The sequence below is a fragment of the Streptomyces sp. CHD11 genome (genome assembly GCF_018638295.1).
GTDB lineage: Bacteria > Actinomycetota > Actinomycetes > Streptomycetales > Streptomycetaceae > Streptomyces.
Window position 1 is genome coordinate 318,789 of the sequence record NZ_JABTTS010000010.1, and the last position, 26,002, is coordinate 344,790.

Here is a 26,002-nt window from a genome sequence, read left to right on the forward strand (position 1 = left end):
GAGCCCGTACCTCATGACGTCCACGGTGCCCAACGCCGTCGAGCACGCCGACGAGCAGCAGCCGCCCATCACCATGTTCGGCCCGGACTTCCCGTACGCGTACGACGACTTCCTCGCCCACCCGGCGGGGCTCGGGCAGATACCGGCCACCGAGCACGGCACCGAGGTCGCGGTCATCGGCGGCGGCCTCTCCGGCATCGTCGCCGCCTACGAGCTGATGAGGATGGGCCTCAAGCCCGTCGTCTACGAGGCCGACCGGATCGGCGGGCGGCTGCGCACCGTGGGGTTCGAGGGCTGTGACCCGTCCCTGACCGCCGAGATGGGCGCGATGCGCTTCCCGCCCTCCTCGACCGCCCTCCAGCACTACATCGACCTGGCCGGCCTGACGACGCGCTCCTTCCCCAACCCCCTCGCCGAGGCGACGCCCTCGACCGTCGTCGACCTCAAGGGCGAGTCGCACTACGCCGAGACCCTCGACGACCTGCCCCAGGTCTACCGTGACGTCGCCGACGCCTGGGCCGCGTGCCTGGAAGAGGGCGCCGACTTCACCGCCATGAACCGTGCCCTGCGGGAGCGGGACGTCCCGCGCATCCGCGAGATCTGGGCGAAGCTCGTCGAGAAGCTCGACAACCAGACCTTCTACGGCTACCTCTGCGACTCCGAGGCGTTCAAGTCCTTCCGGCACCGGGAGATCTTCGGCCAGGTCGGCTTCGGCACCGGCGGCTGGGACACCGACTTCCCCAACTCCATCCTGGAGATCCTGCGGGTCGTCTACACCGAGGCCGACGACCACCACCGCGGCATCGTCGGCGGCTCCCAGCAGCTGCCGCTCAGGATGTGGGAGCGCGAGCCGGAGAAGATCGTCCACTGGCCCTACGGCACCTCGCTGAAGACCCTGCACGTGGACGGCGAGCCCCGCCCTGCCGTGACCCGGCTGGCCCGCACCGCCGGCAACCGCATCACGGTGACGGACGCCGACGGCGACATCCGTACCTACCGGGCGGCGATCTTCACGGCCCAGTCCTGGATGCTGCTCTCCAAGATCGCCTGCGACGACGCGCTCTTCCCCATCGACCACTGGACCGCGATCGAGCGCACCCACTACATGGAGAGCTCGAAGCTCTTCGTGCCCGTGGACCGGCCGTTCTGGCTCGACAGGGCCGTCGACGACACGGGGAACCCCACCGGCCGGGACGTCATGTCGATGACGCTCACCGACCGCATGACCCGCGGCACCTACCTGCTCGACGACGGCCCCGATCGCCCCGCCGTCATCTGCCTCTCCTACACCTGGTGCGACGACAGCCTGAAGTGGCTGCCGCTGTCCGCGCACGAGCGGATGGAGGTCATGCTGAAGTCGCTCGGCGAGATCTACCCCAAGGTCGACATCAGAAAGCACATCATCGGCAACCCGGTGACCGTCTCCTGGGAGAACGAGCCCTACTTCATGGGCGCCTTCAAGGCCAACCTGCCCGGCCACTACCGGTACCAGCGGCGCCTGTTCACCCATTTCATGCAGGAGGAGCTGCCGGCGGACAAGCGCGGCATCTTCCTCGCCGGTGACGACATCTCCTGGACGGCCGGCTGGGCCGAGGGCGCCGTCCAGACCGCCCTGAACGCGGTCTGGGGCGTCATGCACCACTTCGGCGGCGAGACGGACCCGACCAACCCGGGGCCCGGTGATGTCTACGACCGGATCGCACCCGTGGAACTGCCCGAGGACTGAGCCGGACCGGACCCCCGCCCGCCCGCGCAGGCAGCGGCCGGGTCAGCCGGGCAACGGGGTGAGGAGCATACGCCCGGCGAATCCCACCGCCGTGTCCAGCCGTTGGGTGAACTCCCCGGCGACCTCGGGCAGCCGGCGCAGCGCCCACAGGGCGCGGGCGGCCGTCCAGGCCGCGTCCCGGGCGCGCTCCAGGCTCCACGCGCCCAGCAGATGAGTCAGCGGATCGGTGATCCGCAGCAGGTCGGGGCCCGGTGTCAGCTCCTCGCGGATACGGTCCTCCAGCGAGACCAGGAGCTCGCCGACCCGGTCGAACTCGTCCTCGAGGTCGGCCGGTTCACAGGCCAGCGTCCGGCAGGTGTCCACGACGGCCAGCGCGAGATCGTGACCGATGTGCGCGTTGACGCCCGCCAGGGCGAACTGCAGCGGGCGCACCCCCGGATGGTGGCGGGACGCGAACAGCGGACGCCAGCAGGCCGGCGGCCGGCGCTCCTCGAACACCGCGTCGACGGCGGCCAGATAGCGCTCCGCGAACCGCACGTCCAGCGCGATCGCCGCGCGGGTGTCCGGGAACAGGCCGGCGTCGATGCGCTGGTCCACTGCCTCGGTCACGGCGAGGTAGACACGGTTGAAGACCGCGACCCCGTCCCGTGCGGGCAGGACCGCGTCGAGGGCGCGCATACGGGAGATGACCCCGTCGACGGGGGTGAGGACGTGCTCGCAGGGGGCCATGAGCGCAGGGTGACACCTTCACGGCGATACCGGGGACGGCGGGCCCGGCGCTTCCCCGGAAAGGGGGAACGAGTCGGTCACGGGGGAGGGCGAGTACCGCGCTGCCGGGCCCGTGTGCCCGGCACCCGTCCGTGCCTGCGATCCCGCCGGGCACCCTGCCCGGGATGGCGGCCGGCACCGCGCCGAACGCCGGGGCTGAGCGTCTGCTTAGGATGAGCGGGCGCCGTCGTCCGATGTAGGCGGCACTCATCCCCGTACGTCCCAGGAGCACCACCCGTGACCGCCGAAGCGACACTCGCCCCCGCCCTCACCCACGGCCGGCTGATGCCCGTGACCGTCCACTTCGACGACCTCGACGCGCTGGGTCTGCTGCACAACGCCCGCTACCCGCTGCTGGTCGAGCGGGCCTGGACCGAGCTGTGGCACGACAAGGGCGTCCGCTTCGAGGGCGACTGGACCGCGGCCGGTGACGCCTGCAACGCGGTCAGGGAACTGCGCCTCACCTACGAGGCGCCCGTGACCCGTCCGGGCGCCTACGCCGTGCACCTGTGGCTGGACCGGCTCGGCACCACCGGGCTCACCTACGGCTTCCGCTTCTGCTCGGCGGACGGGGCGGTCACCTACGCCCGGGGCAGCCGGGTGCTGGTCCGGCTGGACGCCGCGACCCTGCGCCCGGCGCCCTGGAGCGGGACGTTCAGGGACGCGGCTCGGGAACTGCTGCGTCCGGACGCGTGACCTTCCTGCGGTCTCCCGAGCGCAGGACGCCCGCGAACCCCGCGATGCCGCACGACAGCACCGTCACCAGGACGAACGACACCAGCAGGCTGGTTGCCTGGGCCAGCAGGCCGATGGCGCTCGGGGCGACGAGCCCGGAGGTGTAGGTGATGGTCGCGACGCCGGCGATGGCCAGGCTCGGATTGGCGCCGCTGCGGCCGGCCGCGGCGAAGCACAGCGGCACGACCACCGCGATCCCGAGCCCCATCAGCGCGAACCCGCCCATCGCCGCCGCGGGGTGCTCGGCGAGGACGATCAGCACCCCGCCGAGCACGGCGACGACCCCGCTCGCGCGGACCGTGCGCACCGCGCCGTAACGGTCCACCACGCGGTCACCGGCGATCCGGGCGATCGCCATGGTGAGGGTGAAACCGGTGGTGCAGGCCGCCGCGAGCCCCGCCGAGGCCTCCAGCTGGTCGCGCAGGTAGACCGCCGACCAGTCCAGGCTCGCGCCCTCGGCGAACACCGCGCAGAAACCGATCGCGCCGATGAGCAGCGCCGAGCGGGGCGGCAGGGCGAACCGCGGTGGTGGCTCCTCGTCCGCGGCGGGCTGCAGATCGAGCACCCACGCGCAGGCGGTGACGCCCGCCACCGTCAGTACGCCTGCCGCCAGCGCGTGGTGGAGCCGGGCGTCCGTGCCGAGGTGGGCGGCGAGTGTGCCGGCCGCCGAACCGATCAGGGCGCCTGCGCTCCACATGCCGTGCAGCCCGGACATGATCGACTTGTCGAGCCGGTTCTCCACCTCCACGCCCAGCGCGTTCATCGCCACGTCCGACATGCCGGCCGTGGCGCCGTAGACGAACAGCGCCAGACAGAGCGTGACCAGGCTGGGGGCGGCCGACGGCAGGACCAGCGCGAGCGTCCACAGCGCGATCAGCCCGCGCAGCGCGTTCCGGGCCCCGAAGCGGTGGCTGACGCTGCCCGCCAGCGGCATCGCGACGGACGCGCCCAGCGCGGGGAAGGCGAGCGCGAGGCCGAGCTGGCCGGCGCTCACGCCCGCGTGGTCCTGGATCCACGGGACGCGGGTCGCGAACGATCCGGTGACCGCGCCGTGCACGGCGAACACGGCCGCCACTGCGTACCGCGCGTGCCTCACCTCGCGTGGTGCGCACACCTCTGGCTTCATCGCCCAGCCCCTCCCGGTGGTCCGTCGTCTCAGGCGCCGCCGTAAACTATCAGGAACCCTGCCTGATGGATAAGGGATTTTGAGCCCGTCCCTGCTCCTCCCGCGCCGCCCGTCCCTGCTCCTCCCGCTCCTCCCGCGCCGCCCGTCCCCGTTCCTCCCGCGCCGCCGGTCCTGGCGCCGACCGGTCCCGCCGATCTGGAAGGATCCCGGCATGGCCGCATCCCCGAGCACCGCCAGAGCCCTCAACGACAGGCTCGCCCTGCGCTTGCTCCAGCAGGAAGGCCCGCTGACCGCCGGGCAGTTGAAGCAGCTGACCGGGCTGTCCCGGCCCACCGTCGCCGACCTCGTCGAGCGGCTCACCGCGGCCGGTCTCATCGGGGTGGCCGGAGAGGCGGGAGAGCAACGGCGAGGCCCCAACGCCAAGCTCTACGGCATCGTCGCCGACCGGGCACACCTGGCCGCGCTGGACGTCCGCACCGAGGGCGTCACCGTGGTCGTGTCGGACCTAGTCGGCGGCGTACTGGCCGAGGCGGCCCTGCCCATCACCGGGGACACGGGCACCGGACCGGCGGTCGAACAGGCGGCCACGCTGGTGGAGCGGACGCTGAAGGAGGCGGGCGCCGACCGGCTGCACACCGTCGGCATCGGCGCCCCCGGACTGATCGACCCGGCGAGCGGCGAACTGCGCGACTCCACCAGCCTGCCCGAGTGGCACCGCCGCCTGGTCGCCGTACTCCAGGAACGCCTGCCCGAGGCCCGGGTCAGCGTCGAGAACGAGACCAACCTCGCCGCGCTCGCCGAGCAGCGCGACGGAGCGGCCCGCGACCGCGACACCTTCGTCCTGCTGTGGCTGGGCCACGGCACCGGCGCCGCCGTGATCCTCGACGGGAACTTGCGCAGGGGCGCCTCCGGAGGCACGGGCGAGATCGGCTTCCTCCCGGTCCCGGGCACCCGCGGTCTGCCGTCGGCCACCGACTGCGAGGGCGGCTTCCACTCGCTGGTCGGAGCCGCGGCCGTCGCCCGCCTGGCGCGGGAGTACGGCATCGCGGCGGAACGGGGAGCGGCCCCGGAGGCGGCGGACGCGGTACGGACGGCCGTCGCCGTCTCCACCGGGGGCCCCTTCCTCGACACCCTGGCCGACCGGATCACGGTGGGCGTCGCGTCGGTGGTCGCGCTGCTGGACCCCGGGTGCGTGGTCCTGGGCGGGGAGGTCGGACAGGCGGGTGGTGAGGCGCTGGCCGCGCGGGTGCGCGAGCGGCTGGCGACGATGTCACCGCTGCCCGCCGACGTATGTCCCAGCACCCTGGGCGGCGGTGCGGTGCTCCGCGGAGCCCTTCTGAAGGCCCGCGACCAGGCCCAGGACGATCTCTTCGGCGCGCCGGGGCGCTGACGGCGGCGGGATCGCTTCGCGAGCGGGCCGCGGGGGTCGCCCGGCCCCTGCCGGCATCGGGCGTCGTGCCTTCCGGCCCCCGGGCGGGTCCCCGGAGCTCGGGAGCCGGCTCGTGCCGGGTCGCCCGGCCGCTGTCCGGGGCCGGCGGGGCAGCGGAGCTGCGCTTCCCGGGGCCGGCCGGTCAGCGCCCTCCGCGCCCGGGGCCGGCGCGATCACCGGCCCTCACCGTTGTGTGACGCCCGCGGCGAACCGTTCCCTCAGGAACTCGTCGAACGTGACCGTGCCCACCGCCCGGTCCGGAGCGAGATGGCCCCCGGCGCGGAAGGCCCGGTAGGCCGCGCCGCGCAGCGGGACCTTCACCACCGCGCGGCGGCGGCCGGTGGCCCCGAGGTAGGCGCGGGCGAGGGAGTCGAACGTCCGCACCTCCGGACCGGCCATGTCCTCGACGCGGCCGGCCGGTGCCCCCTGGGCCAGCTCGGACAGACGGGCCGCGACCTCCGTGACCTCGACGGGCTGGTCCTTCACCCGGGCCGACAGCAACACCACCGGCAGCTTCGCCAGAGCCTGGAGCACGGTGAGGACCAGATCGTGGAACTGGGTGGCGCGCAGCACCGTCCAGCCGATCCCCGACTCCTCGACCAGCCGCTCCACCGCCAGCTTGGACCGGTAGTAGCCGTAGGGCACCCGGTCGACACCGACGATCGAGATGAACACGAGGTGGCCCACACCGGCCCGGCGGGCCGCGGCGATCAGGTTGCGCGCCGCCTTCTCGTCACCACCGCGCGGTGAGCTCGCGCAGTGCACGACCGTGTCCACGCCCGTCACGGCCGCGTCCAGCGCGCTTCCCCCCTCGCGCAGATCCACGGCGTACGGCGGGGCGTGCCGGCTGAGCACCCGCACGTCGTGCCCCGCCGCCCGCAGACGCTCCGTGACATGCCGGCCGAGGACTCCGGTACCGCCGGTCACCAGGATGGTCGTCATGCAGTCTCAGCCCCTTCGGACACCGGCGCTCCCCGGCGGAGCGCCTCTCACCGACCAAGACGCATCGGCCGCGCCGGATGTGACCTCGGCCGTGCGAGACGGTGCCGTACGCTCTTCAGCTTCGCCGGGTGACCCGCCGCACGCATCCGCGCAGGGTGAGGCCCGGCGGTGGGCAAGGGCCGTCGTCACCACCGCCGGGCCGGTCCGTGGGGAGGTCAGCAGACCCCCTGGTCCCGCCACACCCCCCATTCACCGGTGGTGCCGGGCTCCTCGCCCCGCGTCCACCACTGCGCCTTCCAGAGGTGCCCCGCGTGCGAGACCACACTGCTCCCGCCGTACGCGGTCGCCGCGTCCCAGGCCGGTTCCGCGCAGTCGCCGCCCTCACCCGGCGGTGTCGTCGGGGGATCCGTCGGGGTGCCCCCGCCCGGCTCCACGACCGTGGTCCCGCGGGCCAGGTCCCCGGCCAGGGAGTACGTCCTGCCGCCGAACGTCACCGTCCAGTTGGACGGGGTGGACACCGGCAGGTAGTACACGAGGTCCAGCTCCACCGAGGCGCCCGGCGCCAGCGACTGCCAGGCCGGCAGCTTCAGCGCCACCCGGTGGTAGTCGCCGTCGAGGCCGCCCGTGTTGCCGCCGGTGTGGTCGGAGCGGATCACCGTCGTACCCCATCCGGACTGGTCCTTGGCGTTGCCGGGGGCCGAGGTGGCGTAGTCGAACCGGAACTCCGTGCCGCCGGGCAGGGCCGCCGACGTGTTGTTGGTGATCCTCAGCTTGGGACTGATCGGGTAGTTGGAGTCGCCGAGCGGGAACTGCCCGAAGTCGACGCCGATGTCCAGCGCCTCGGAGGGCATCTCCGTCGTCGCGCGCGTCGCTCCGTAGGGCGAGGCCGACCTGAACGCCTCGTACATCGCCGTCGTCAGGGTCGAGCCCGGCTCGTACTGACCGGTGGCCGGGTTCCAGTCGTAGTCGCCGGCCAGCTCCCACACCATCGTGCCGCCGATACCGCGGTCGACGACGTAGTCGGCCTTGGCCTTCACCGACTGCTCGTCCTCGGTGGACAGGAACACCTTCTTCTCGGCGTTCCACAGCCAGGGCGCGACCAGCGTCGGGTCGTACTTGCGGGCATAGGTGCCGGTCAGCCGCGTGTCGGCCGGGAATCCGTAGTCCGTGACGTAGTCGCCGACGACACCCTTCTCCAGGTTCATGGCGTGCCACATCGGGTTGGAGCCCGCCGGCGACTCCTTGCCGTCGGTGTCCAGGTCGTGCCAGAGGTTGTCGATTCCGGTCGCGCCGTCGCCGCACCTGGTCAGCCCGGAGCCCGCCGGGCAGTCGGTCGAGGGCGCCCTGCCCCACAGACCGTCCGTGCCGCCCGTGACGTTCTTGAACCCGCGTGTGTAGTACGGCAGCCCGATGTTGATCCGGCCGGCCGGCATCGAGCCGCGGAAGTAGTGGTACGCCCAGTCGGTGTTGAGATAGCCGATCCCGCCGTACTGCGAGGTCGTGTAGACCCCCGCCGCGGCCAGTTCGGCGTCCTTGCCGTCGTCGAAGAGGGAGGCGTTCGGACCGACGTACTCGTTCCAGGCGCCGTGCAGGTCGTACGACATGATGTTGACGTAGTCCAGGTACTTCTGGACCTGGAAGGTCTCCATGCCGCGCAGCAGGTAGCCGGACGAGGGGGCCGCCACGGTCAGCAGGTAGTGCCTGCCGTCGTCCGCGCCCGCGCGGTCCAGCTTCTCGCGCAGCGTCTTCATCAGCGACGCGTAGCCCTGGACCAGACCGGCCCGGCGGGCATTGGCGAAGGAGTGGTCGAGCGGGTTGCCGGCGTCCTTCATCGTGGTCGGGTACTCGTAGTCGATGTCGACGCCGTTGAAGCCGTACGTCCGGATGAAGTCGACCGCCGAGTCGGCGAAGGTGTCGATCCCGGCCTGGTTGACCGAGCCGTCGGCGTTGGTCGCCATGGAGTAGAAGCCGCCGGAGTCCACCCGGTCGCCACCGTCGTCGAAGTAGCCGCCGGTCTCGGCCCAACCGCCCACCGAGATCAGGGTCTTGACGTCGGGGTGCTGCTTCTTGAACTTGGTCAGCTGGTTGAAGTGCCCCTGGTAGGGTAGTGCCGGGTCCATCTCCGCGCCGGGCACGCCCGGCCAGGTCATCCCGGTCGCCGGGTTGGTGGCGCGGTCCGCGCCGACGGAGAGCCTGTTGCCCTGGTCGACGTGGGCGAACGCGTAGTTGATGTGGGTGATCTTCTCCCACGGGATGTCGGACGCGAGGTAGGCGGGCTTCCCGTCCTTGCCGGTGCGCCAGCCGGTGAAGTAGCCGATCACGCGGCGCTGGTGGTCGTCGCCCATCTTCTCCCGGCCCGCCTGGTCGTAGACCGAGCAGTAGGGGACGTCGACACCCGGTGTGGCGTACAGGCCGTCGGGACGGCAGGACTCCTGGTCGGCGGCGTGCGAGACGGTGGCGGGCAGGGCGGTGAGCAGCAGGCCCGCGACCGTGGCGGCGGCGGCGAGCAGCGCGGGTCTCGCCCCGGGACGTGAGGGGGACGGCACAGTGGGGTTCCTCTCCACGGAAGGTGGCTCGGACCCTAAGAGGACTAGACCAGAGCGTCAATAGGTATGGACCAATTGGGTCCGTACAAGAGGCGGCGGAACGGGGGGAGTTGCCGGAGGTGTTGACGGCCGGCGGCCCAGGGCGCCGCCGCCTGTGAGCCACCCCACACTCCTCGCCCGGCTGCGGGGCGCCCGGTCGTGGCAAACTGGCCCTGTACCAGTAGCAGCGCACTCCGGGGTCGGTGAAAGTCCGAACCGGCGGTTACAGTCCGCGACCCGGTCGCTTCCAGCGGCCGGTTGACCAGGTGAAATTCCTGGACCGACGGTTAAAGTCCGGATGGGAGGCAGTGCGCGGCGGGCGGGCATCCATGCGCGCCGCCGTACCGGTTCGCCGTCGAGGCGAACTCCGTCCGGCGTCGCTCCCGGTGTTCCCGCTCGTACTTTCTGCTCTCATCGGCAGCCCCGGAGTCCGTGCCCCACAGGCAGGAGGACCCGGGAAGTGTTCACCGGAATCGTCGAAGAGCTGGGCGAGATCACCGCCGTCGAGACCCTCGACGACGCCTGTCGCTTCCGGCTGCGCGGCCCCGTCGTCACCCAGGGCGCTCAGCACGGCGACTCCATCGCCGTCAACGGCGTCTGCCTCACCGTCGTCGAGCACGAGGGCGACGAGTTCACCGCCGACGTGATGGCGGAGACCCTCAGCCGCTCCAGCCTCGGCGCCCTCGCCGTCGGCTCCCGCGTCAACCTCGAACGCCCCACGGCCGTGGGCTCCCGCCTGGGCGGCCACATCGTGCAGGGGCACGTCGACGGCACGGGGGAGATCCTCGGCCGCGAGCCGTCGGAGAACTGGGAGATCGTGAAGATCTCCCTGCCCGCGGACCTCTCCCGCTACGTGGTGGAGAAGGGCTCCATCACCGTCGACGGCATCAGCCTCACCGTCGTCGACGCCGGAGCCGACCACTTCACCGTCAGCCTCATCCCCACCACGCTCGCCCTGACCACGCTCGGCCGCAAGCGGCCCGGCGATCCGGTCAACCTCGAGGTGGACATCATCGCCAAGTACGTCGAGCGGATGCTCGGCGACCGCGTCACCGGGACGGGGGCGGCCCGGTGAACTGGCTCAACTCCGAGGCGTTCACCCTTCTCGGCCAGCACATCAAATGGTCGGACATGATCGGCAACGTGGTCGGTCTGATCGCCCTCGCGCTCGGCTGGCGGCGCTCCATCTGGACCTGGCCCGCCCAGTTCGCCTCCGGCCTGGTCCTCTTCGGGGCCTTCGCCACCGCCCACCTCTCCGGCAGCGCGGGCAAGCAGCTCGTCGTCATGCTGGTCGCCTCCTGGGGCTTCTGGCAGTGGAACCGCGGCCGGCAGCAGGCACAGGACGGCTCCATCGCCGTACGGTTCGCCACCTGGCGCGAGCGCGGCACCCTGCTGGCCGGGGCCGCTCTCGGCACCCTCGCCGTCGGCGGGCTGTTCACCCTCTACCCGTCCCTGTCCTGGGACCCCTGGCCGGACGCCTACATCTTCGTCGGCACGATCGTCGCCATGTACGCCCAGGCCCGCGGCATGGTCGAGTTCTGGTTCGCCTGGCTGCTGGTCGACCTGGTCGGCGTCCCGCTGAACTTCGCCAACGGCTTCGCCTTCTCCGGCTTCGTCTACGTCATCTACGGCGCACTGGTCCTGTGGGGCCTGCGCGACTGGTGGCTGCGCACCCGCGACGCGCGGCCCGCCCTGGAAGGAGCGCCGGCATGAGTACGGCACCGATCCTCTACGACACCGAGGACCTCGACCTCCGGCTCGATCCCGTCGAGCGGGCCGTCGCCGACATAGCGGCCGGCCGGCCGGTCGTGGTCGTCGACGACGAGGACCGGGAGAACGAGGGCGACCTCGTCATCGCCGCCGAGATGGCGACCGAGGAGATCGTCGCCTTCATGATGAGCGAATGCCGGGGTCTGATCTGCGCCCCCATGGAGGGGGACGAACTGGACCGGCTGCGCCTCCCGCAGATGGTCGACGACAACACCGAGTCGATGAAGACCGCGTTCACCGTCTCCGTCGACGCCTCCGCCGCCCACGGAGTGACCACCGGCATCTCCGCCGCCGACCGTGCCGCCACGCTCCGGCTGCTGGCGGCCGGCACCGCCGCACCCGCGGATCTCGTCCGCCCCGGCCACGTCTTCCCGCTGCGTGCCCGCCCCGGCGGCGTCCTGGTGCGCGACGGGCACACCGAGGCCGCGGTCGACCTCGCCCGCCTCGCGGGACTGCGCCCGGCCGGCGCCATCGTCGAGATCGCCGGCGAGGACGGCCGCATGCTGCGGCTGCCCGAGCTGGTCCCGTTCGCCCGCAAGCACGGCCTGACGATCATCTCCATCGAAGACCTGACCGCCTACCGCCGCTCCGCCGAACCCACCGTCCGCCGCGAGGCCGAGGTACGGCTGCCCACCGCCCACGGCACCTTCACCGCGTACGGCTACCGCTCCACCGTCGACGGCGTCGAGCACGTCGCCCTCGTCCACGGCGAACTCGGCGACGGCGAGGACGTCCTCGTCCGCGTCCACTCCGAATGCCTTACCGGCGACATCTTCGGCTCCCAGCGCTGCGACTGCGGTCCCCAGCTGGACGCCTCCCTGGAGCGCATCCAGGGCGAGGGCCGGGGCGTCGTCGTCTACCTGCGCGGACACGAGGGACGCGGTATCGGCCTGATGTCCAAGCTGCGCGCCTACGAACTGCAGGAGCGCGGCCGGGACACCCTCGACGCCAACCTCGAACTCGGCCTGCCCGCCGACGCCCGCGACTACGGCGCCGGCGCGCAGATCCTCGCCGACCTCGGGGTCCGCGGCGTCCGCCTGCTGACCAACAACCCCGACAAGTCCGACGCGCTCGTCCGCCACGGCATCGAGGTCATCAGGCGCGAGCCGATGCCCGTCACCGCGAGCGAGCACAACCTCCGCTACCTGCGCACCAAGCGGGACCGGATGGGCCATGACCTGCCCTGGCTGGACACGCCGACCGTGCCCGCCTGCGGCAACCAGTAACGAGAACCACCGAGGAGTGACGTGAGCGGCAAGGGTGCACCGGAACTGTCCGTACGCGATGTGGGGGACCTGCGGGTCGCCGTCGTCGCGGCACAGTGGCACGAGAAGGTGATGGACGGACTGGTGGACGGCGCCCTGCGCGCCCTGCACGACCTCGGCATCGACGAGCCGACCCTGCTCCGGGTCCCCGGCAGCTGGGAACTCCCCGTCGTCGCCAAGGTCCTGGCCGGCCGGGGCTACGACGCGGTCGTCGCCCTCGGCGTCGTCATCCGTGGCGGCACACCCCACTTCGACTACGTGTGCCAGGGCGTCACCCAGGGCCTCACCCAGGTCTCCGTGGACACCGGGGTGCCCGTCGGCTTCGGCCTGCTCACCTGCGACGACGAGGAGCAGGCACTGGACCGCGCCGGACTGGAAGGCTCCAGCGAGGACAAGGGCCACGAGGCGGTCACCGCGGCCGTGGCGACCGCCGCGTGCCTGCGTTCGGTATCCGAACCCTGGCGGTGAGCAGTCCCCGTCAGCGCGTAGGGTAAGGACCACCATGTCCAAGAAGACGTTCGAGGAGCTCTTCACCGAGCTCCAGCAGAAGGCCGCCCAGGGCGACCCCGCCACCTCCCGCACCGCCGAGCTGGTCGACAAGGGCGTCCACGCCATCGGCAAGAAGGTCGTCGAGGAGGCAGCCGAGGTCTGGATGGCCGCCGAGTACGAGGGCAGGGAAGCGGCCGCCGAGGAGATCTCGCAGCTGCTCTACCACGTCCAGGTGATGATGGTCGCCCGCGGCATCTCCCTCGACGACGTCTACGCCCACCTGTAAACCGCCGTCGTCCGCGACGCACCCCCGCACACCGAAGGAAGCCGACCTCATGCTGCGCATCGCCGTCCCCAACAAGGGTTCCCTGTCCGGCCCCGCGGGGGAGATGCTGCATGAGGCCGGCTACCAGCAGCGCCGCGAGTCCAAGGAACTGCGGATCGTCGACCCGACGAACGAGGTGGAGTTCTTCTACCTCCGCCCCCGCGACATCGCGATCTACGTCTCCTCCGGCAAGCTCGACATCGGCATCACCGGCCGCGACCTGCTCGTCGACTCCGGCGCCGAAGCCGAGGAGATCCTCCCCCTCGGCTTCGCCCGCTCCACCTTCCGCTTCGCCACCAGGCCCGGCACGGCGAACGACGTCGCCGGCCTCAGCGGCAGGACGGTCGCCACCTCCTACGAGGGGATCGTCGCCAAGCACCTCGCCGACCACGGCATCGACGCCTCCGTCGTCCACCTCGACGGCGCCGTCGAGACCGCCATCGAACTGGGCGTCGCCGAGGTCATCGCCGACGTCGTCGAGACCGGCACCTCGCTGCGCAACGCGGGCCTGGAGGTCTTCGGCGAGCCGATCATGAAGTCCGAGGCGGTCGTCATCCGCCGCACCGGCGCCACCGCCGGCGGCGACGAGACCGCCGAGCCCAAGGTGCAGCAGTTCCTGCGCCGTCTCCAGGGCGTCCTGGTCGCCCGCACGTACGTGATGATGGACTACGACTGCCGGGTCGAGCAGCTCGAGAAGGCCGTCGCGCTCACCCCGGGCCTGGAGTCCCCGACCGTCTCCCCGCTGCACAACGAGGGCTGGGTCGCCGTCCGCGCCATGGTCCCGTCCAAGGAAGCACAGCGGATCATGGACGACCTCTACGACATCGGCGCCCGCGCCATCCTCACCACGGCCATCCACGCCTGCCGCCTCTGACCGGGACCCGGAGCACCTTCATGTCGGAACCCGCGCCGGGCCCGCTGCCCACCCTGCCCGTCACCTTCCGTCCGGCCCGCACCCGGGCGGTGCTGCTCACGGCCGGCACCGTGCTGTTCGCGGTCATCACCCTCGTCGCGCTGCTCCTGGAGCAACTCGGCCCGGGGGAGCGGGCCAGCTTCGTGATCACCGCGGCCCTGCTGGCGGGCGTGCTCTTCCTGCTGGCCCGGCCCAAGGTCGTCGCCGACGAGGCGGGCGTCACCGTCGTCAACATCATGAGCCGGCGCCGTCTGGAGTGGGCGGAGATCCTTCGGGTGAACCTCCGCGCGGGTGATCCCTGGGTCTTCCTCGACCTCAGCGACGGCACCAGCATGCCCGCCCTCGGCATCCAGCCGGGCATCGCCCGGGCACGCGCCGTCGCCGACGCACGCGCCCTGCGGGCACTGGTCGAGGACCGCTGCGCGGCCGGTCCCGGCACGGCGGACGGCTGACGGACCTCCCGGCGGGCCGCCACAGCGGGACCGCCGGGGGACGCCCGGAGGAAGCACCGGGGCCGTCCACCTGCCGCAGTCGCCCATGTCTTGACTAATCTGTGGGCACGGGCGCGACGACAGCGCCCGTGTCCCTGCCGCCCCGCCCGGTGGCCCAGGGGCTCCAGCTACCCGAGGAGTGACACCCTCCGGCGATGGACGGACCGTCCTGCAGTATCTGCGCCGCCCCCTGCCGACATAGCGCGGACCCGTCTTCCCGGGTTCGCGCACATGTGGAGGCGGCGGCATCATGACCACCCCCCTGCTGCTGCTCGCAGCCGCGTTCCTGCTGATCCTGGCCAACGGATTCTTCGTGGCCGCCGAGTTCGGCCTCGTGACCGTCGAACGCGCGGACGCCGAACGGGCCGCCGCGAGCGGCGACCGGCGCGCCCGCCGGGTCGTCGCCTCGCTGAGAGAACTGTCCTTCCAGCTCTCCGGCACCCAGCTCGGCATCACCATCACCTCCCTCGTCGTCGGCATGCTGGCCCAGCCGGCGCTCGCCGCGCTGCTGCACGGCCCCTTCACCGCCCTCGGCATACCCCGGACAGCGGTCACCGGCGTCTGTGTCGTCGTGGGCATACTGCTGGCCTCGGCCGTGCAGATGGTGATCGGCGAACTCGTGCCCAAGAACTGGGCGGTCTCCCGCCCGCTGCAGGTCGCCCGCTTCGTGGCCGGACCGCAGCACGCGTTCGCACGGCTGTTCCGTCCGGTCATCGCCGGACTGAACGCCGTGGCCAACCGCCTGGTGCGCCTGCTCGGCATCGAGCCCGCCGAGGAGCCGGCCTCCGCCCGCACCCCGGGCGAACTCGTCTCCCTGGCCCGGCACTCGGCCCGTGCCGGGGCCCTGGAACAGGACACGGCGGACCTCTTCGTCCGCACCCTGTCCCTGAGCGGGCTGACCGCACAGCACGTCATGACCCCGCGCGTGCGGGTCAGCGCCCTGCACGCGTCGGCCACCGCCGAGGACGTGGTCAACCTGACCCGGGCCACCGGTCTGTCCCGCTTCCCCGTGTACCGGGACCGGATCGACGAGATCGCCGGAATGGTCCATCTCAAGGACGCCCTCGCCGTGTCCGTACGGGACCGGCTGCGCACCCCCGTGGGCCGTATCGCCCGCCCGGCCCTGATGGTCCCCGAAACCCTGCCCGTACGGCCGCTGCTCACGCGGCTGCGCAGCGAACAGCCCATCGCGGTCGTCGTCGACGAGTACGGCGGCACGGCCGGCGTGGTCACGCTCGAGGACATCGTCGAGGAGATCGTCGGCGAGGTGCGCGACGAGCACGACGGACAGGACGTCCCCGAGATCACCGCGGCCCCGCCCGAGGACGGCAGCCCGGCGTGGGACGTCGACGGCGGAGCCCGCGTCGACATCCTGCTGCGCATGGGCCTGGAGGTGCCCGAGGGCCCCTACGAGACGGTGGCCGGCCTGGTCGCCGATCTGCTCGGCCGTATCCCGGCCGTCGGCGACCGCGCGGAACTGCCCGGCTGGCGCCTGTCGGTCCGCCGGGTCGGCCACTACCGCGCCGAACGCGTCCGGCTGGTCAGAACGGCCCCGCTGCCCCTGGTGGAGGCGGCCGGATGAGCGCCCTGCACCTGCTGTTCGCCGCGCTGCTCGTGCTGGCCAACGGCTTCTTCGTCGGCGCGGAGTTCGCGCTGGTCTCGGTCCGCCGCAGCCAGATCGAGCCGCTCGGCAGCGCCCGGGCCCGCCAGGTGCTGTACGGCCTGGAGCATCTGCCGCGGATGATGGCGGCCGCCCAGTTCGGCATCACCGTCTGCTCGCTCACCCTCGGCGCGGTCGCCGAACCGACGGTCGCCCGTCTGCTGGAGCCCGTCTTCGCCTGGATGCACGTACCGCACGGACTGATTCACCCGCTCGGCTACGTCATCGCGCTCGCCGTCGTCGTCTTCTTCCACCTCGTCATCGGCGAGATGGTCCCGAAGAACCTGGCGATGGCGGCACCGGAGACGGCCGCGCTGTGGCTGAGCCCGGGCCTGGTCCGGTTCGCCCGCCTGTGCGGGCCGGTCACCGCCGCGCTCGGCGCCTGCGCCCAGGCCGTGCTGCGCCTCTTCCACGTCGAGCCGAAGGACGAGATCGGGGCCGTCTTCACCAGCGAGCAGCTCAACCGGCTGGTGGAGGACTCCGGCCAGGCGGGCCTCCTGGACCCCGAGGAGGCCGAACGGCTGGAGGACGCGCTGGAGCTGGGCTCCCGCCCGGTGACCGACGTCCTGCTGGAGGGCGAGTCGCTGGTGACGGTCACCCCCGCGGTCACCCCGGAGCAGATCGTGGAACTCACCGCCCGCACCGGCTACTCACGCTTCCCGGTGGCCGCGGAGAGCGGCGTCTTCCTGGGCTACCTGCACGTCAAGGACGTACTGGACCTGGAGGAGCCCGACCGGGCCGTCCCGCGGCACCTCTGGCGCCCCATGCCGACCCTGCGCCCCGAACTCCCCCTGGACGACGCCCTCACCGTGATGCGCCGCGCCGCGACCCACCTCGCCCAGGTCTCCCGCCCCACCGGCAGGATCCTCGGCCTGGTCGCCCTGGAGGACGTGCTGGAACTCCTGGTGGGCGAGGTGCGCGACCCGGCCCACAGAGAGGTGACGCTCACCCCCCAGCGCACCACCGACACCGCCGAGCGGACCCTGACCACCTGACCGCCCGACCACGCGCGCGCCGCCCCCACCGCGGGTATTCGTGCCTCCCCCGCTCGAGCGAAGCCGAGAGTGGGGGAGGCGCCCCTTCAGCGGGGCGATCGGCAACCCCGTACGCCGGACTCATGCCGGCGTTTCACACCCCGCCGGAGGGAGGCCCCGCCGGCCCCCGCCCCGACAACACCTCCCCGTACGCCTGCATGAGATCCGGCAGCCGCAACGTCGCCAGATCATCCCGGGTCAGCGCCCCCGGATACATCGACAACCGCAGATCCCGGTAGGCACAGCTCTTCTCGTACAGCGTCCGCAGGAACCGGCCGTTCCCCAGCTCGTCGATCCACCCCTGATCCACCACATGCCCGGCGATCGACCGCAGCTCGTCCAGCGCCTCCTCGTCCCACCCGTCCCCGTTCTCCTCCGCCAGCACCTCACCGATCGCGGTCAGCTCCAGCGGCCGGTACGAGGGAAAGTCCACCCGCGTGGTGAAGCGCGACGACAGCCCGGGATTGGCCGCCAGCAACCGGTCCATGCCCTCCGGATACCCGGCCAGGATCACCACCAGGTGGTCCCGGTTGTCCTCCGCCCGCTTCAACAGCACCTGGAGCGCCTCGTCCCCGTACGCGTCACCCTTGCCGTAGCCCGAGTTGGACAGCGAGTACGCCTCGTCCACGAACAGCACCCCGCCGAGCGCGGAGTCGATCAGTTCGTTGGCCTTGACGGCCGTCTGCCCGAGGTACTCACCCACCAGATCCGCCCGCTGGGCCTCCACCAGATGGTCGCCGCCGAGCAGCCCGAGGGCGTAGAAGACCCGGCCCAGAATGCGGGCCACCGTGGTCTTGCCGGTCCCCGACGGACCGGAGAAGACGAAGTGCCGTTTCGGCGGCTGCACCGGCAGCCCCTGCCCGGACCGCAGCCGGGCCATGTTCAACTGCGCCGACAGAGCCTTGACCTGACGCTTCACCGGTTCCAGACCCACCATGCGCTCCAGTTCCGCGAGCGCCTCCTCCAGTAACGCCGGATCGGTGGGGCCGGTCGGCAGCGGCCACGCGGGACCGCCCGCCCGCTCGCGTACCCCCGGGCCGGTGACCGACGGCAGCGGGGCCGGCGGCTGCCCGGGCTCGGACAGCCTGAGATCACGTCCCTCGTTGCCGAAGAGCGGGTCGAGCGTGTCCGGCCCGTCGACCATGTCACCGGCACCGGCGAGGGTGATCGCGGCGAGGTCGGCGGCATCGTCGTACCCGTCGCCCTCGGAGATCGCGGCCAGCCGGGCGGAGGTGTCCATGAAGGCCGGATCGACCCGGTGCACCGCCCGGTACAGGGGCAGCGCGGCGGCGGTGCGGCCGGTCCCCTCGTGGGCGCGGGCCAGCCAGTAGCGCAGCTCCTTGCGCTGCGGCTGCTCGCTGCGGCAGCGCATCAGCGCCGCCGAGAGCAGCGGTTCGGCCTGCCCGTACATCTCCAGGCGCACCCGGGCCATGCCGCCGAACAGCCCCGCCTCGATGCCCAGTACCGGGTCCTCGACCAGTGAGTCCGTGTGCCGGACCAACTGCTCCCAGTCCTTGACCAGGTAGGAACGGCAGGCGTGCAGGAAGCGGACCTGCGGATCGGTGTCCACCGGAGGGAGACCGGCCAACGCCCGGTCCAGTTCGGGGACATGGCGGCCGTCCAGCCAGTGCGAGGCGTGCGCCAGCAGCAGATCGCGTGGGCTCTCCAGTACCGGTTGCACCCACCAGCCCAGCCAGTACCAGGAGTTGATGGTGCGCCGGTGCCGCGTGCGCTGCTCTCCGAAGCGCTCGCGATGGCGGAACATCCGCAGCAGCGCGGTCGTCGTGTCGACCCGCAGCGCGTGCAGGCCGAGCCAGCCGTCGGCCATCCCCGGGTCGATCCGCACCGCCGTCCGGAACTCCTCCTCCGCCTGCGGATAGGCGCCCACGCTGTAGGCGTCCACGCCTCGCAGCCAGGCGAGGTCGGCCGAGGCCGGCGGGCCCTGCGCGGCGAAGTCCATCACGTCCCCCACGAACCGTGCCCCCGTCGGTGTGCCGGCCGGCCCTCGCCCGTCGGCGCCCTTTGGTCGAACCGCTGTACCGCGGACCGGAGTTGCAAGGTGCGCGAAGCCGTGACCGGACGCACCGAGGGCATCGTACCTGCGGTGGCGTCAGGTCCGAAGGGTGCCGTGCGGGTGAGGGAGCGAGGCGGGGCAGCGGAACACCGGCCGGTCGGTGACTCAGGGTGATCGTTCCGTGCCGCTGAGCGGTCGAGAATCGCGAAAAGGGCAGAACGAAGCCCCCGATCACGGGGGAACAACCGGGGGCTTCGTGTCCGCGGGCGGCTCCGAAGTGCCGCACATTGAGAACGTAAGACCTGTACGGGCCGCCGGTCAAGCGGAGTTGGGGTACTCCGGCAACTCGCCCGAGCGTCGTCCTTCACAGGATCACCACACAGCCGATGGTCCGTCACCCTGTGTGAGTGAAGGGGGTGACTCACCTGTCCCGGCAGGCCCCGCGAGTACCTCGTACCCTTCCCCGCACTGCCGCACCGACAGGTCCGCGAAGGGACGCGAGGGGTCGCCCGCGAAATGCTCCCGCTCCGCGCGGACCCAGCCCTCCCAGAACTCCCGCTGCTCCTCACCGTCCCGCGCCCGTCCCCGGGCCCAGGACTCCTCCCGGGACAGATCCATCCAGAGCAGCAGCGCCAGATGCGGACGCAGCGCGCGGCGGCCCGCGCCGACCCCCTCCACGAGGATCACCGGGGCGGGAGGCAGCGGGCGGGGCGGTCCGAAGCGGCGGGCGATCCAGTCGTAGGGGGAGTAGTACGCCGTCTCCCCCCGGCCGAGCGGTTCGATCACCTGGCTCAGCAGCCGTTCCGTCCAGCCGAACAGCGCCTGGTGATCGGCGATGTCGTCCAGGCGCAGCACCGGGGCGCCGTCCAGCGCCCCGGCCAGCTGTTCGGCGAAGGTCGACTTCCCCGAGCCGGCGTGGCCGTCCACCCCGACGAGCCGGACCGGACCGCAGGACGGATCGAGCCGCCGGATGCGGGAGGCGAGATCGTGCATGGCTGGTTCCCGGGACTGTGGGGGCGCGGGCTGTGGCTGTCGCCGGGGCTGTGCCTGGGGACGGCGCGGGCGGTGCGGGGCTGACGGAAGCACTCTAGGCCCCGGTCCGGCGAGGCCCGCCGCGCGTCCCGCCATTGGTCGAGTCCCATGTTGGTCGGACACGGCACGGCCGGGGTGCTGGCAGGATGCGCCCGGCTGCGTTCATAGTTGGCCCACGCCCGCTCCATCCGGCGGACGTACAGCGTCCGGCCGGCCATGCACTGGTCCTGTCCCGACTCCGACACCTGGGGGTCCTCCACCCATGAGCAGAGCCGAACTGCCGTCCCGCAGAACCCTCCTGGCCGCGGCAGTAGTCGCCACCGTCGCCGGGAGCGCCGCCCCGGCGCCCGGTGCCGGTGGCGCCCCGGCACCGGGCGCCACCGGCACCGCGAACGCCGGGCGGCCCGCCGCCCGCACCGTCGACAACCGGGCCTGGACCTCGTACACGGACTGGCGCGGTGGCAGCGCCGACGGGACCCGCGCCGTCGCCGGCGCCCGCCCCGGCCTGGTGATCGCGAAAGCCGCCGGAACCACGGATCACACCGACCCGCACACCGGCCGCACCTCCACCTGGGCCTACGCCCGCTGGACGTCGCCCGTCCACCGCCTCAGGGTCCCGGCCACGGAGGTCATCACCTCCTGGAACGCGCACACCCCCGCGGGCACCTGGCTGCAGATCGAGCTGAAGGGCACGTACTCCGACGGCACGGACACCCCCTGGTACGTCATGGGCCGGTGGGCGGCGGGGGACCAGGACATCCGGCGCAGCTCGGTGGACGGCCAGGGCGACGGCAGGAGCAGTGTCTGGACGGACACCCTCGCCCTCGACGACGCGGGCTCGGGCCTGCGCCTCGCCTCCTACCGACTGCGCCTCACCCTCCACCGCCGCCCCGGCACCCGCCTCACCCCGACCGTGTGGCGGGCCGGCGCGATGGGCTCCGACGTCCCCGACCGGTTCACCGTCCCCGCCTCCACGCCCCGTCCGGCCCGGGAACTGATCGTCCCGCGCTACTCCCAGGAGATCCACAAGGGCCAGTACCCGGAGTACGACAACGGCGGCGAGGCCTGGTGCAGCCCGACCTCCTCGCAAATGATCATCGAGTACTGGGGTGGCAGGCTCACCCGGGAGCAACTGTCCTGGGTGGACCCGGCCTACGCCGACCCGCAGGTCTGCCACGCGGCCCGGTACACGTACGACTACCAGTACGAGGGCTGCGGCAACTGGCCGTTCAACGCCGCCTACGCCGCGACCTTCGAGGGGCTGCAGGGCGTGGTCACCCGGCTGAGCTCCCTCACCGACCTGGAGACGCTGATCGCGGCGGGCATCCCCGCCATCACTTCGCAGTCGTTCCTGGAGGAGGAGCTGACCGGGGCGGGATACGGCACCTCCGGGCACCTGATGACCGTGATCGGGTTCACCGCGGACGGTGACGTGATCGCCAACGACCCGGCCTCGGACGACAACGCGGCCGTGCGCCGGATCTACCGACGGCGCGAGTGGGAGAACATCTGGCTGCGGACCAAGCGGTACAACGCCTCCGGCAAGGTCGCCTCAGGCACCGGAGGGGTGTGCTACCTGTACTTCCCGGCACATCCGACCCCGCGCCAGCGCAAGGCGCTCGCGGCGGTGGGCGTGCGCTGAGCCGGTCCGGCGAGCGGGGCCCCGGCCGTCCGGGGCTCCGCCGTCCTGTGACCGATGTCTCGGCCGCGAAAGCCGCCTCCGGTGGCAAGGTGGACATCAGCCGAAGGGGGAGTCCACGGATTCCACGCACCGCCGAGACCAGCGAGAAGCCATGACCGCGAATGCAGCCACCGTCACCCGCGCCCGCACCGGCGGTCCGCGGGAGGACGGACCGAAGATCCTCGAGCACGTCATGGGATGGACACTCGTCGTGGTCCTCGCGATGCTCGTGACCCAGCTCGGGATGCTGTAGCCCGGCGGCGGCACGGGGCCGCTCGGACCGGCCCGATGGTCGACCTGTCATACTGCGGCGGGATTGTCCCGCCGCCCGCAGGAGACCTGGGTCGACATTGAACACCAGCCAGCAGTCCCCCGTGCGTCCACGTCCAGGAGCGCGCGGAAGCCGGCGTTCCTCGACCCGCCGGGCCGAACTCATCGCCATCGGGCGGAGCCTGTTCGCGGACACGTCCTACGACGCGCTCTCGATGGATGACATCGCCCGCCAGGCGGGGGTCGCCAAGGGGCTGATCTACTACTACTTCCACTCCAAGCGCGGTTACTACCTGGCGATCATCGAGGACTCGGTGGCCGGACTGGTCTCCTACGCGGCCAGCGGAGCCGAACTCCCGCCCGTGGAACGGGTGCAGCGCACCATCGACAGCTATCTGCGCTACGCCGGGCACAACCAGGCCGCCTATCGCGCGATCGTCAGCGGCGGCGTCGGCTTCGACACCGAGGTGCACGCCATCCGGGACGGGGTGCGGGAGGCGATCGTCGCGACCATCGCCGAGGGCGCCTACGGCCGTACCGACATCGCCCCGGTGGCACGGATGGGGCTGCTTGCCTGGGTGTGCAGCGTGGAGGGCGCCACGCTGGCCTGGCTCGACCGAGGCGACCTGACCCGCGAGACGATGCGTGAGCTGCTGGTGAGGACGCTCGGCGGGGCCATGTGCGCCATCGAGGACCTGGACCCCGCCCACCCGGCTCCTGCGCCCGCCCGCCGCGACGCCTGAGCGGGGCCGGCCGGACGGTGGGGCGGAGGCCCCCGTGGACCTCCGCCCCGCCGCCCGCGCCAGAAGGGTCACCGGACCCGAGGGGTCAGCGGATCGCCTTGATCAGCTCCCCGTTCGCGGTGTCGCCGCTCAGTTCCCAGAAGAACGTGCCGGCCAGCCCCTGCTGGTCCTTGTAGCCCATCTTGGTCGCGATGGTGGCCGGGGTGTCGTAACTCCACCACTCGTCGCCGCACCGCGCATAGGCGGTGCCGCCGACCGTTCCGGTCGCCGGACACTCGGCCCTGAGCACCTTGTAGTCGTCGATCCCCGGTTCGTACGTGCCGGGCGCCGGGCCGGTCGCCGTGCCGCCGGGCGCCGACTGTGTGACACCGGTCCAGCCGCGGCCGTAGAAGCCGATCCCGAGCAGCAGCTTGGCGGCCGGGACACCGAGGCCCTTGAGCCTGTCGATGGTCGCCGAGGAGTGGAAGTCCTCCTTCGGGATGCCGTCGTACGAGGTCAGCGCCGAGTGCGGAGCGGTGGGACCGGCGGCCTCCCAGGCGCCGAAGAAGTCGTACGTCATCGGGTTGTACCAGTCGACGTACTGGGCGGCGCCCGCGTAGTCGGCCGCGTCGATCTTGCCGCCCTCGGTGGCGTCCGCGGTGATCGCCGCGGTGACCAGGTTCCCGGAGCCGAACGTGGTCCGCAGCGCCGACATCAGCTCGGGGAAGGCGTCCCGTCCGCTGGTGTCGCAGGTGGCGCCGCAGGCGTTCGGGTACTCCCAGTCGATGTCGATGCCGTCGAAGACGTCGGCCCACCGCGAGTTCTCGACCAGGTCGTAGCAGGACCGGGCGAACGCGGCCGGGTCCTTCGCCGCCTCGCCGAAACCGCCGGACCAGGTCCAGCCGCCGAACGACCACAGGACCTTGAGGCCGGGGTGCCTTTCCTTCAGCTCGCGCAACTGGTTGAAGGTGCCGCGCAGCGGCTGGTCCGAGATGTCCTCGACGCCGTCGACGGACTCGCCGGCCGTGTAGGCGCGTTCGGTGGCCGCGTAGGAGCCGCCCATGGCGCACTTGCCGTCCGTGACGTTGCCGAAGGCGTAGTTGATATGGGTGAGTCTGTCCGCGGAGCCGGACGTCTCGATGTTCTTGACGTAGTACGCGCGGTCGTAGGTGCCCCATTCGGTGAAGTAGCCGATGACCTTGGAACCGGCGGCGGCCTCCTGAGCCGAGGTCGCGGCGGTCGCGGTCGAGGTGCCGGCGCCGGCGAGCAGCCCGGCGCAGAGCGCGGCGGCGCACGCGGCGGACAGGAGCGCCCGCAGGGTTCGAGGGCGGTGGGGGGATGGAATTCGTGGTCTCCTCGTGGGGGAGGGGAGCGCGAGTCAGGGACGTCGGGAAGTCGTCGGGAAGTCGTCGGGAGGTCGCTGTGGGGTCGTCGTGCGGTCGAGGGGGAGAAGCAGTCGATTGGCATGCACGCGGTGACTCGCTCGTGGACCAAGACCCTAGGAGGACTAGACCAGTTGGTCAATGGTGCGGACCAATGGGAATCGAGCGGGAGGGGGTGAAGGTATCCTGAAGTGAGCGGTCGTTAACCAGTGACTTGCTTCGGCCGATCGGGCATACTCACAGCGCACAGCCGCTGGTCAGCAGCTTCCGAGACCCGGGAATGCGAGCATCGGCCAGGCACCGGAACGACCCCGGCGGAGCCGCCCCCACCCAAGGCGCACGCCGATGTGCCCCAACAGGGAGGAGAGCGTCGCCATGCCCGACCGCGCCCCGCAGCCGGTGGACCGGCAATTGCCCACGGACGAGGCCCGGGACCTCATCTCACTCGTCCGCGACATCGCCCAGCGCGAGGTCGCCCCGGCTGCCGCCGAGGAGGAGGACGCGGGCCGCTTCCCGCGCGAGCTCTTCACGCTCCTCTCCGAGTCCGGCCTGCTCGGCCTTCCCTATGACGCCGAGTACGGCGGCGGCGACCAGCCGTACGAGGTCTACCTCCAGGTTCTCGAAGAACTCGCCATGGCCCGCCTCACCGTGGGCCTCGGCGTCAGCGTGCACACCCTCGCCTGCTACGCGCTGGCCGCCTTCGGCGCCAAGGAGCAGCAGGCCGAGCGTCTGCCCGCGATGCTCGGCGGCGGTCTGCTCGGCGCCTACTGCCTCTCCGAGCCCGCGTCCGGCTCGGACGCGGCCTCGCTGCGCACCAAGGCGGTGCGCGACGGCGACGACTGGGTGATCACCGGCACCAAGGCGTGGATCACCCACGGCGGCGTCGCCGACTTCTGCACGGTGATGGCCCGCACCGGCGAGGAGGGCCCGCGCGGCATCACCGCGTTCCTGGTGCCCGGCGACGCCGAGGGGCTGAGCGCCGCGATGCCCGAGAAGAAGATGGGAATGAAGGGCTCGCCCACCGCCCAGGTCCACTTCGACGGCGTCCGGGTGCCCGACGCGCGGCGTCTCGGCGAGGAGGGGCAGGGCTTCGCGATCGCCCTGTCGGCACTGGACGGCGGCCGGCTCGGCATCGCCGCCTGCGCCATCGGCCTGGCCCAGGCGGCGCTGGACGAGGCGCTCGGCTACGCGACCGAGCGGCGGCAGTTCGGCAAGCCCATCGCCGACTTCCAGGGGCTGCGCTTCATGCTCGCCGACATGGCCACGCAGATCGAGGCGGGACGCGCGCTGTATCTGGCGGCGGCCCGGCTGCGCGACGCCGGACGGCCGTTCGCCAGGCAGGCCGCCATGGCCAAGCTGCACTGCACCGATACCGCGATGCGCGTCACCACCGACGCCGTGCAGATCCTCGGCGGTTACGGCTACACCGCGGACTTCCCCGCCGAGCGCTATATGCGCGAGGCCAAGGTCCTGCAGATCGTCGAGGGGACCAACCAGATCCAGCGCATGGTCATCGCCCGCCATCTCGCGGGGCCGGAGACACGCTGAACCGACCGAGCCCGCACCAGGGCGCGGCAAGCCGGGTCCACTCCGGGTCGTGCCGCCCCGGCAGCGTGCGGCCCCGGTCCGCCCAGGTCCGCAGG

The 26,002-nt window shown here is 72.0% G+C and carries 23 protein-coding genes and 1 riboswitch; of the genes, 16 read left to right on the forward strand and 7 right to left on the reverse strand.

Translation table 11 applies throughout. From position 1 onward, the window contains the following. Positions 1-13 precede the first annotated feature (13 nt). On the forward strand, positions 14-1,726 hold the full coding sequence (locus tag HTV45_RS14385; protein ID WP_215206126.1) for an NAD(P)/FAD-dependent oxidoreductase: 1,713 nt from the start codon (positions 14-16) through the stop codon (positions 1,724-1,726). 42 nt (positions 1,727-1,768) lie between these two features. Here HTV45_RS14385 and HTV45_RS14390 read toward each other — a convergent pair whose 3' ends face one another. Beyond that, complete coding sequence (locus HTV45_RS14390) at positions 1,769-2,455, reverse strand: DUF5995 family protein (protein ID WP_215206127.1); 687 nt, start codon at positions 2,453-2,455, stop codon at positions 1,769-1,771. 276 nt (positions 2,456-2,731) lie between these two features. Here HTV45_RS14390 and HTV45_RS14395 point away from each other — a divergent pair, with 276 nt between their 5' ends. After that, positions 2,732-3,190 carry a thioesterase family protein gene (locus HTV45_RS14395; RefSeq protein WP_215206128.1) on the forward strand — a complete coding sequence of 153 codons (459 nt, stop codon included), beginning with the start codon at positions 2,732-2,734 and terminating at the stop codon, positions 3,188-3,190. Here the strand turns inward: HTV45_RS14395 and HTV45_RS14400 are convergent. Beyond that, on the reverse strand, positions 3,150-4,355 hold the full coding sequence (locus tag HTV45_RS14400; RefSeq protein ID WP_215206129.1) for an MFS transporter: 1,206 nt from the start codon (positions 4,353-4,355) through the stop codon (positions 3,150-3,152). The genes HTV45_RS14395 and HTV45_RS14400 overlap by 41 nt on opposite strands. A gap of 211 nt (positions 4,356-4,566) precedes the next feature. On the opposite strand from HTV45_RS14400, the gene HTV45_RS14405 reads away from it, so the two are divergent. Next, entirely contained in the window at positions 4,567-5,745 is a 1,179-nt protein-coding gene (locus HTV45_RS14405; protein ID WP_215206130.1) for an ROK family transcriptional regulator, read from the forward strand. Between the two features lie 222 nt (positions 5,746-5,967). Here HTV45_RS14405 and HTV45_RS14410 read toward each other — a convergent pair whose 3' ends face one another. Together HTV45_RS14410 and HTV45_RS14415 are read right to left on the reverse strand one after the other, a co-directional pair. Then, positions 5,968-6,726 carry an SDR family oxidoreductase gene (locus HTV45_RS14410; protein WP_215206131.1) on the reverse strand — a complete coding sequence of 253 codons (759 nt, stop codon included), beginning with the start codon at positions 6,724-6,726 and terminating at the stop codon, positions 5,968-5,970. Positions 6,727-6,941: 215 nt separating this feature from the next. Continuing rightward, positions 6,942-9,272: a chitinase C-terminal domain-containing protein gene (locus HTV45_RS14415; protein ID WP_215206132.1), complete on the reverse strand. Its 2,331-nt coding sequence runs from the start codon at positions 9,270-9,272 to the stop codon at positions 6,942-6,944. 224 nt (positions 9,273-9,496) lie between these two features. After that, a riboswitch (FMN riboswitch) is annotated at positions 9,497-9,627 on the forward strand. Between the two features lie 144 nt (positions 9,628-9,771). On the opposite strand from HTV45_RS14415, the gene HTV45_RS14420 reads away from it, so the two are divergent. From HTV45_RS14420 to HTV45_RS14460, 9 genes are all read left to right on the forward strand, one after another. Further along, positions 9,772-10,386, forward strand: a complete 615-nt coding sequence (locus HTV45_RS14420) for a riboflavin synthase (protein WP_215206133.1) — start codon at positions 9,772-9,774, stop codon at positions 10,384-10,386. Next, positions 10,383-11,024, forward strand: a complete 642-nt coding sequence (locus HTV45_RS14425; RefSeq protein ID WP_215206134.1) for a nicotinamide mononucleotide transporter family protein — start codon at positions 10,383-10,385, stop codon at positions 11,022-11,024. Before HTV45_RS14420 ends, HTV45_RS14425 begins: the two co-directional genes overlap by 4 nt. After that, on the forward strand, positions 11,021-12,307 hold the full coding sequence (locus HTV45_RS14430; RefSeq protein ID WP_215206135.1) for a bifunctional 3,4-dihydroxy-2-butanone-4-phosphate synthase/GTP cyclohydrolase II: 1,287 nt from the start codon (positions 11,021-11,023) through the stop codon (positions 12,305-12,307). Before HTV45_RS14425 ends, HTV45_RS14430 begins: the two co-directional genes overlap by 4 nt. Positions 12,308-12,328: 21 nt before the next feature. After that, the gene (gene ribH, locus HTV45_RS14435; RefSeq protein ID WP_215206136.1) at positions 12,329-12,814 is read left to right on the forward strand and encodes a 6,7-dimethyl-8-ribityllumazine synthase; all 486 of its coding nucleotides are present in this window, start codon (positions 12,329-12,331) and stop codon (positions 12,812-12,814) included. Positions 12,815-12,848: 34 nt separating this feature from the next. Beyond that, positions 12,849-13,121, forward strand: coding sequence for a phosphoribosyl-ATP diphosphatase (locus tag HTV45_RS14440; RefSeq protein WP_215206137.1), 273 nt, complete (start codon positions 12,849-12,851; stop codon positions 13,119-13,121). 49 nt (positions 13,122-13,170) lie between these two features. After that, entirely contained in the window at positions 13,171-14,034 is an 864-nt protein-coding gene (hisG, locus tag HTV45_RS14445; RefSeq protein ID WP_215206138.1) for an ATP phosphoribosyltransferase, read from the forward strand. A gap of 20 nt (positions 14,035-14,054) precedes the next feature. Then, a complete protein-coding gene (locus HTV45_RS14450; RefSeq protein ID WP_215206139.1) occupies positions 14,055-14,525 on the forward strand; it encodes a PH domain-containing protein in 471 nt (156 codons plus the stop codon). Positions 14,526-14,814: 289 nt separating this feature from the next. Next, complete coding sequence (locus HTV45_RS14455) at positions 14,815-16,146, forward strand: hemolysin family protein (protein WP_215206140.1); 1,332 nt, start codon at positions 14,815-14,817, stop codon at positions 16,144-16,146. Continuing rightward, complete coding sequence (locus tag HTV45_RS14460) at positions 16,143-17,219, forward strand: hemolysin family protein (protein WP_215206141.1); 1,077 nt, start codon at positions 16,143-16,145, stop codon at positions 17,217-17,219. Before HTV45_RS14455 ends, HTV45_RS14460 begins: the two co-directional genes overlap by 4 nt. A gap of 133 nt (positions 17,220-17,352) precedes the next feature. On the opposite strand, the gene HTV45_RS14465 is transcribed toward HTV45_RS14460, so the two are convergent. Both HTV45_RS14465 and HTV45_RS14470 read right to left on the reverse strand, forming a co-directional pair. Then, entirely contained in the window at positions 17,353-19,218 is a 1,866-nt protein-coding gene (locus HTV45_RS14465; RefSeq protein WP_215206198.1) for an AAA family ATPase, read from the reverse strand. A 426-nt stretch (positions 19,219-19,644) separates the two neighbouring features. Then, entirely contained in the window at positions 19,645-20,265 is a 621-nt protein-coding gene (locus HTV45_RS14470) for a uridine kinase (RefSeq protein WP_215206142.1), read from the reverse strand. Between the two features lie 301 nt (positions 20,266-20,566). Here HTV45_RS14470 and HTV45_RS14475 point away from each other — a divergent pair, with 301 nt between their 5' ends. The 3 genes from HTV45_RS14475 to HTV45_RS14485 all read left to right on the forward strand — a co-directional run bounded on the left by HTV45_RS14475 (position 20,567) and on the right by HTV45_RS14485 (position 22,998). Next, the gene (locus HTV45_RS14475) at positions 20,567-21,946 is read left to right on the forward strand and encodes a peptidase C39 family protein (RefSeq protein ID WP_215206143.1); all 1,380 of its coding nucleotides are present in this window, start codon (positions 20,567-20,569) and stop codon (positions 21,944-21,946) included. 151 nt (positions 21,947-22,097) lie between these two features. Next, positions 22,098-22,238 (forward strand): SCO1431 family membrane protein, encoded by a 141-nt coding sequence (locus HTV45_RS14480; RefSeq protein ID WP_215206144.1) that lies wholly within the window; start codon positions 22,098-22,100, stop codon positions 22,236-22,238. Between the two features lie 97 nt (positions 22,239-22,335). After that, complete coding sequence (locus HTV45_RS14485; RefSeq protein ID WP_215206145.1) at positions 22,336-22,998, forward strand: TetR/AcrR family transcriptional regulator; 663 nt, start codon at positions 22,336-22,338, stop codon at positions 22,996-22,998. An 85-nt stretch (positions 22,999-23,083) separates the two neighbouring features. Here the strand turns inward: HTV45_RS14485 and HTV45_RS14490 are convergent, their stop codons facing one another. Next, on the reverse strand, positions 23,084-24,322 hold the full coding sequence (locus HTV45_RS14490) for a glycoside hydrolase family 18 protein (RefSeq protein WP_215206199.1): 1,239 nt from the start codon (positions 24,320-24,322) through the stop codon (positions 23,084-23,086). Positions 24,323-24,734: 412 nt separating this feature from the next. Here HTV45_RS14490 and HTV45_RS14495 point away from each other — a divergent pair, with 412 nt between their 5' ends. Beyond that, positions 24,735-25,907: an acyl-CoA dehydrogenase family protein gene (locus HTV45_RS14495; RefSeq protein WP_215206200.1), complete on the forward strand. Its 1,173-nt coding sequence runs from the start codon at positions 24,735-24,737 to the stop codon at positions 25,905-25,907. Positions 25,908-26,002 lie beyond the last annotated feature (95 nt).

Bases quoted from the DNA above. Each gene is read 5' to 3' on its own strand.
- HTV45_RS14385 (WP_215206126.1), top strand. From the start codon at position 14: ATGACGTCCACGGTGCCCAACGCCGTCGAGCACGCCGACGAGCAGCAG.
- HTV45_RS14390 (WP_215206127.1), bottom strand. From the start codon at position 2,455: ATGGCCCCCTGCGAGCACGTCCTCACCCCCGTCGACGGGGTCATCTCC.
- HTV45_RS14400 (WP_215206129.1), bottom strand. From the start codon at position 4,355: ATGAAGCCAGAGGTGTGCGCACCACGCGAGGTGAGGCACGCGCGGTAC.
- HTV45_RS14405 (WP_215206130.1), top strand. From the start codon at position 4,567: ATGGCCGCATCCCCGAGCACCGCCAGAGCCCTCAACGACAGGCTCGCC.
- HTV45_RS14410 (WP_215206131.1), bottom strand. From the start codon at position 6,726: ATGACGACCATCCTGGTGACCGGCGGTACCGGAGTCCTCGGCCGGCAT.
- HTV45_RS14430 (WP_215206135.1), top strand. From the start codon at position 11,021: ATGAGTACGGCACCGATCCTCTACGACACCGAGGACCTCGACCTCCGG.
- HTV45_RS14440 (WP_215206137.1), top strand. From the start codon at position 12,849: ATGTCCAAGAAGACGTTCGAGGAGCTCTTCACCGAGCTCCAGCAGAAG.
- hisG (WP_215206138.1), top strand. From the start codon at position 13,171: ATGCTGCGCATCGCCGTCCCCAACAAGGGTTCCCTGTCCGGCCCCGCG.
- HTV45_RS14450 (WP_215206139.1), top strand. From the start codon at position 14,055: ATGTCGGAACCCGCGCCGGGCCCGCTGCCCACCCTGCCCGTCACCTTC.
- HTV45_RS14455 (WP_215206140.1), top strand. From the start codon at position 14,815: ATGACCACCCCCCTGCTGCTGCTCGCAGCCGCGTTCCTGCTGATCCTG.
- HTV45_RS14460 (WP_215206141.1), top strand. From the start codon at position 16,143: ATGAGCGCCCTGCACCTGCTGTTCGCCGCGCTGCTCGTGCTGGCCAAC.
- HTV45_RS14465 (WP_215206198.1), bottom strand. From the start codon at position 19,218: ATGGACTTCGCCGCGCAGGGCCCGCCGGCCTCGGCCGACCTCGCCTGG.
- HTV45_RS14470 (WP_215206142.1), bottom strand. From the start codon at position 20,265: ATGCACGATCTCGCCTCCCGCATCCGGCGGCTCGATCCGTCCTGCGGT.
- HTV45_RS14475 (WP_215206143.1), top strand. From the start codon at position 20,567: ATGAGCAGAGCCGAACTGCCGTCCCGCAGAACCCTCCTGGCCGCGGCA.
- HTV45_RS14480 (WP_215206144.1), top strand. From the start codon at position 22,098: ATGACCGCGAATGCAGCCACCGTCACCCGCGCCCGCACCGGCGGTCCG.
- HTV45_RS14495 (WP_215206200.1), top strand. From the start codon at position 24,735: ATGCCCGACCGCGCCCCGCAGCCGGTGGACCGGCAATTGCCCACGGAC.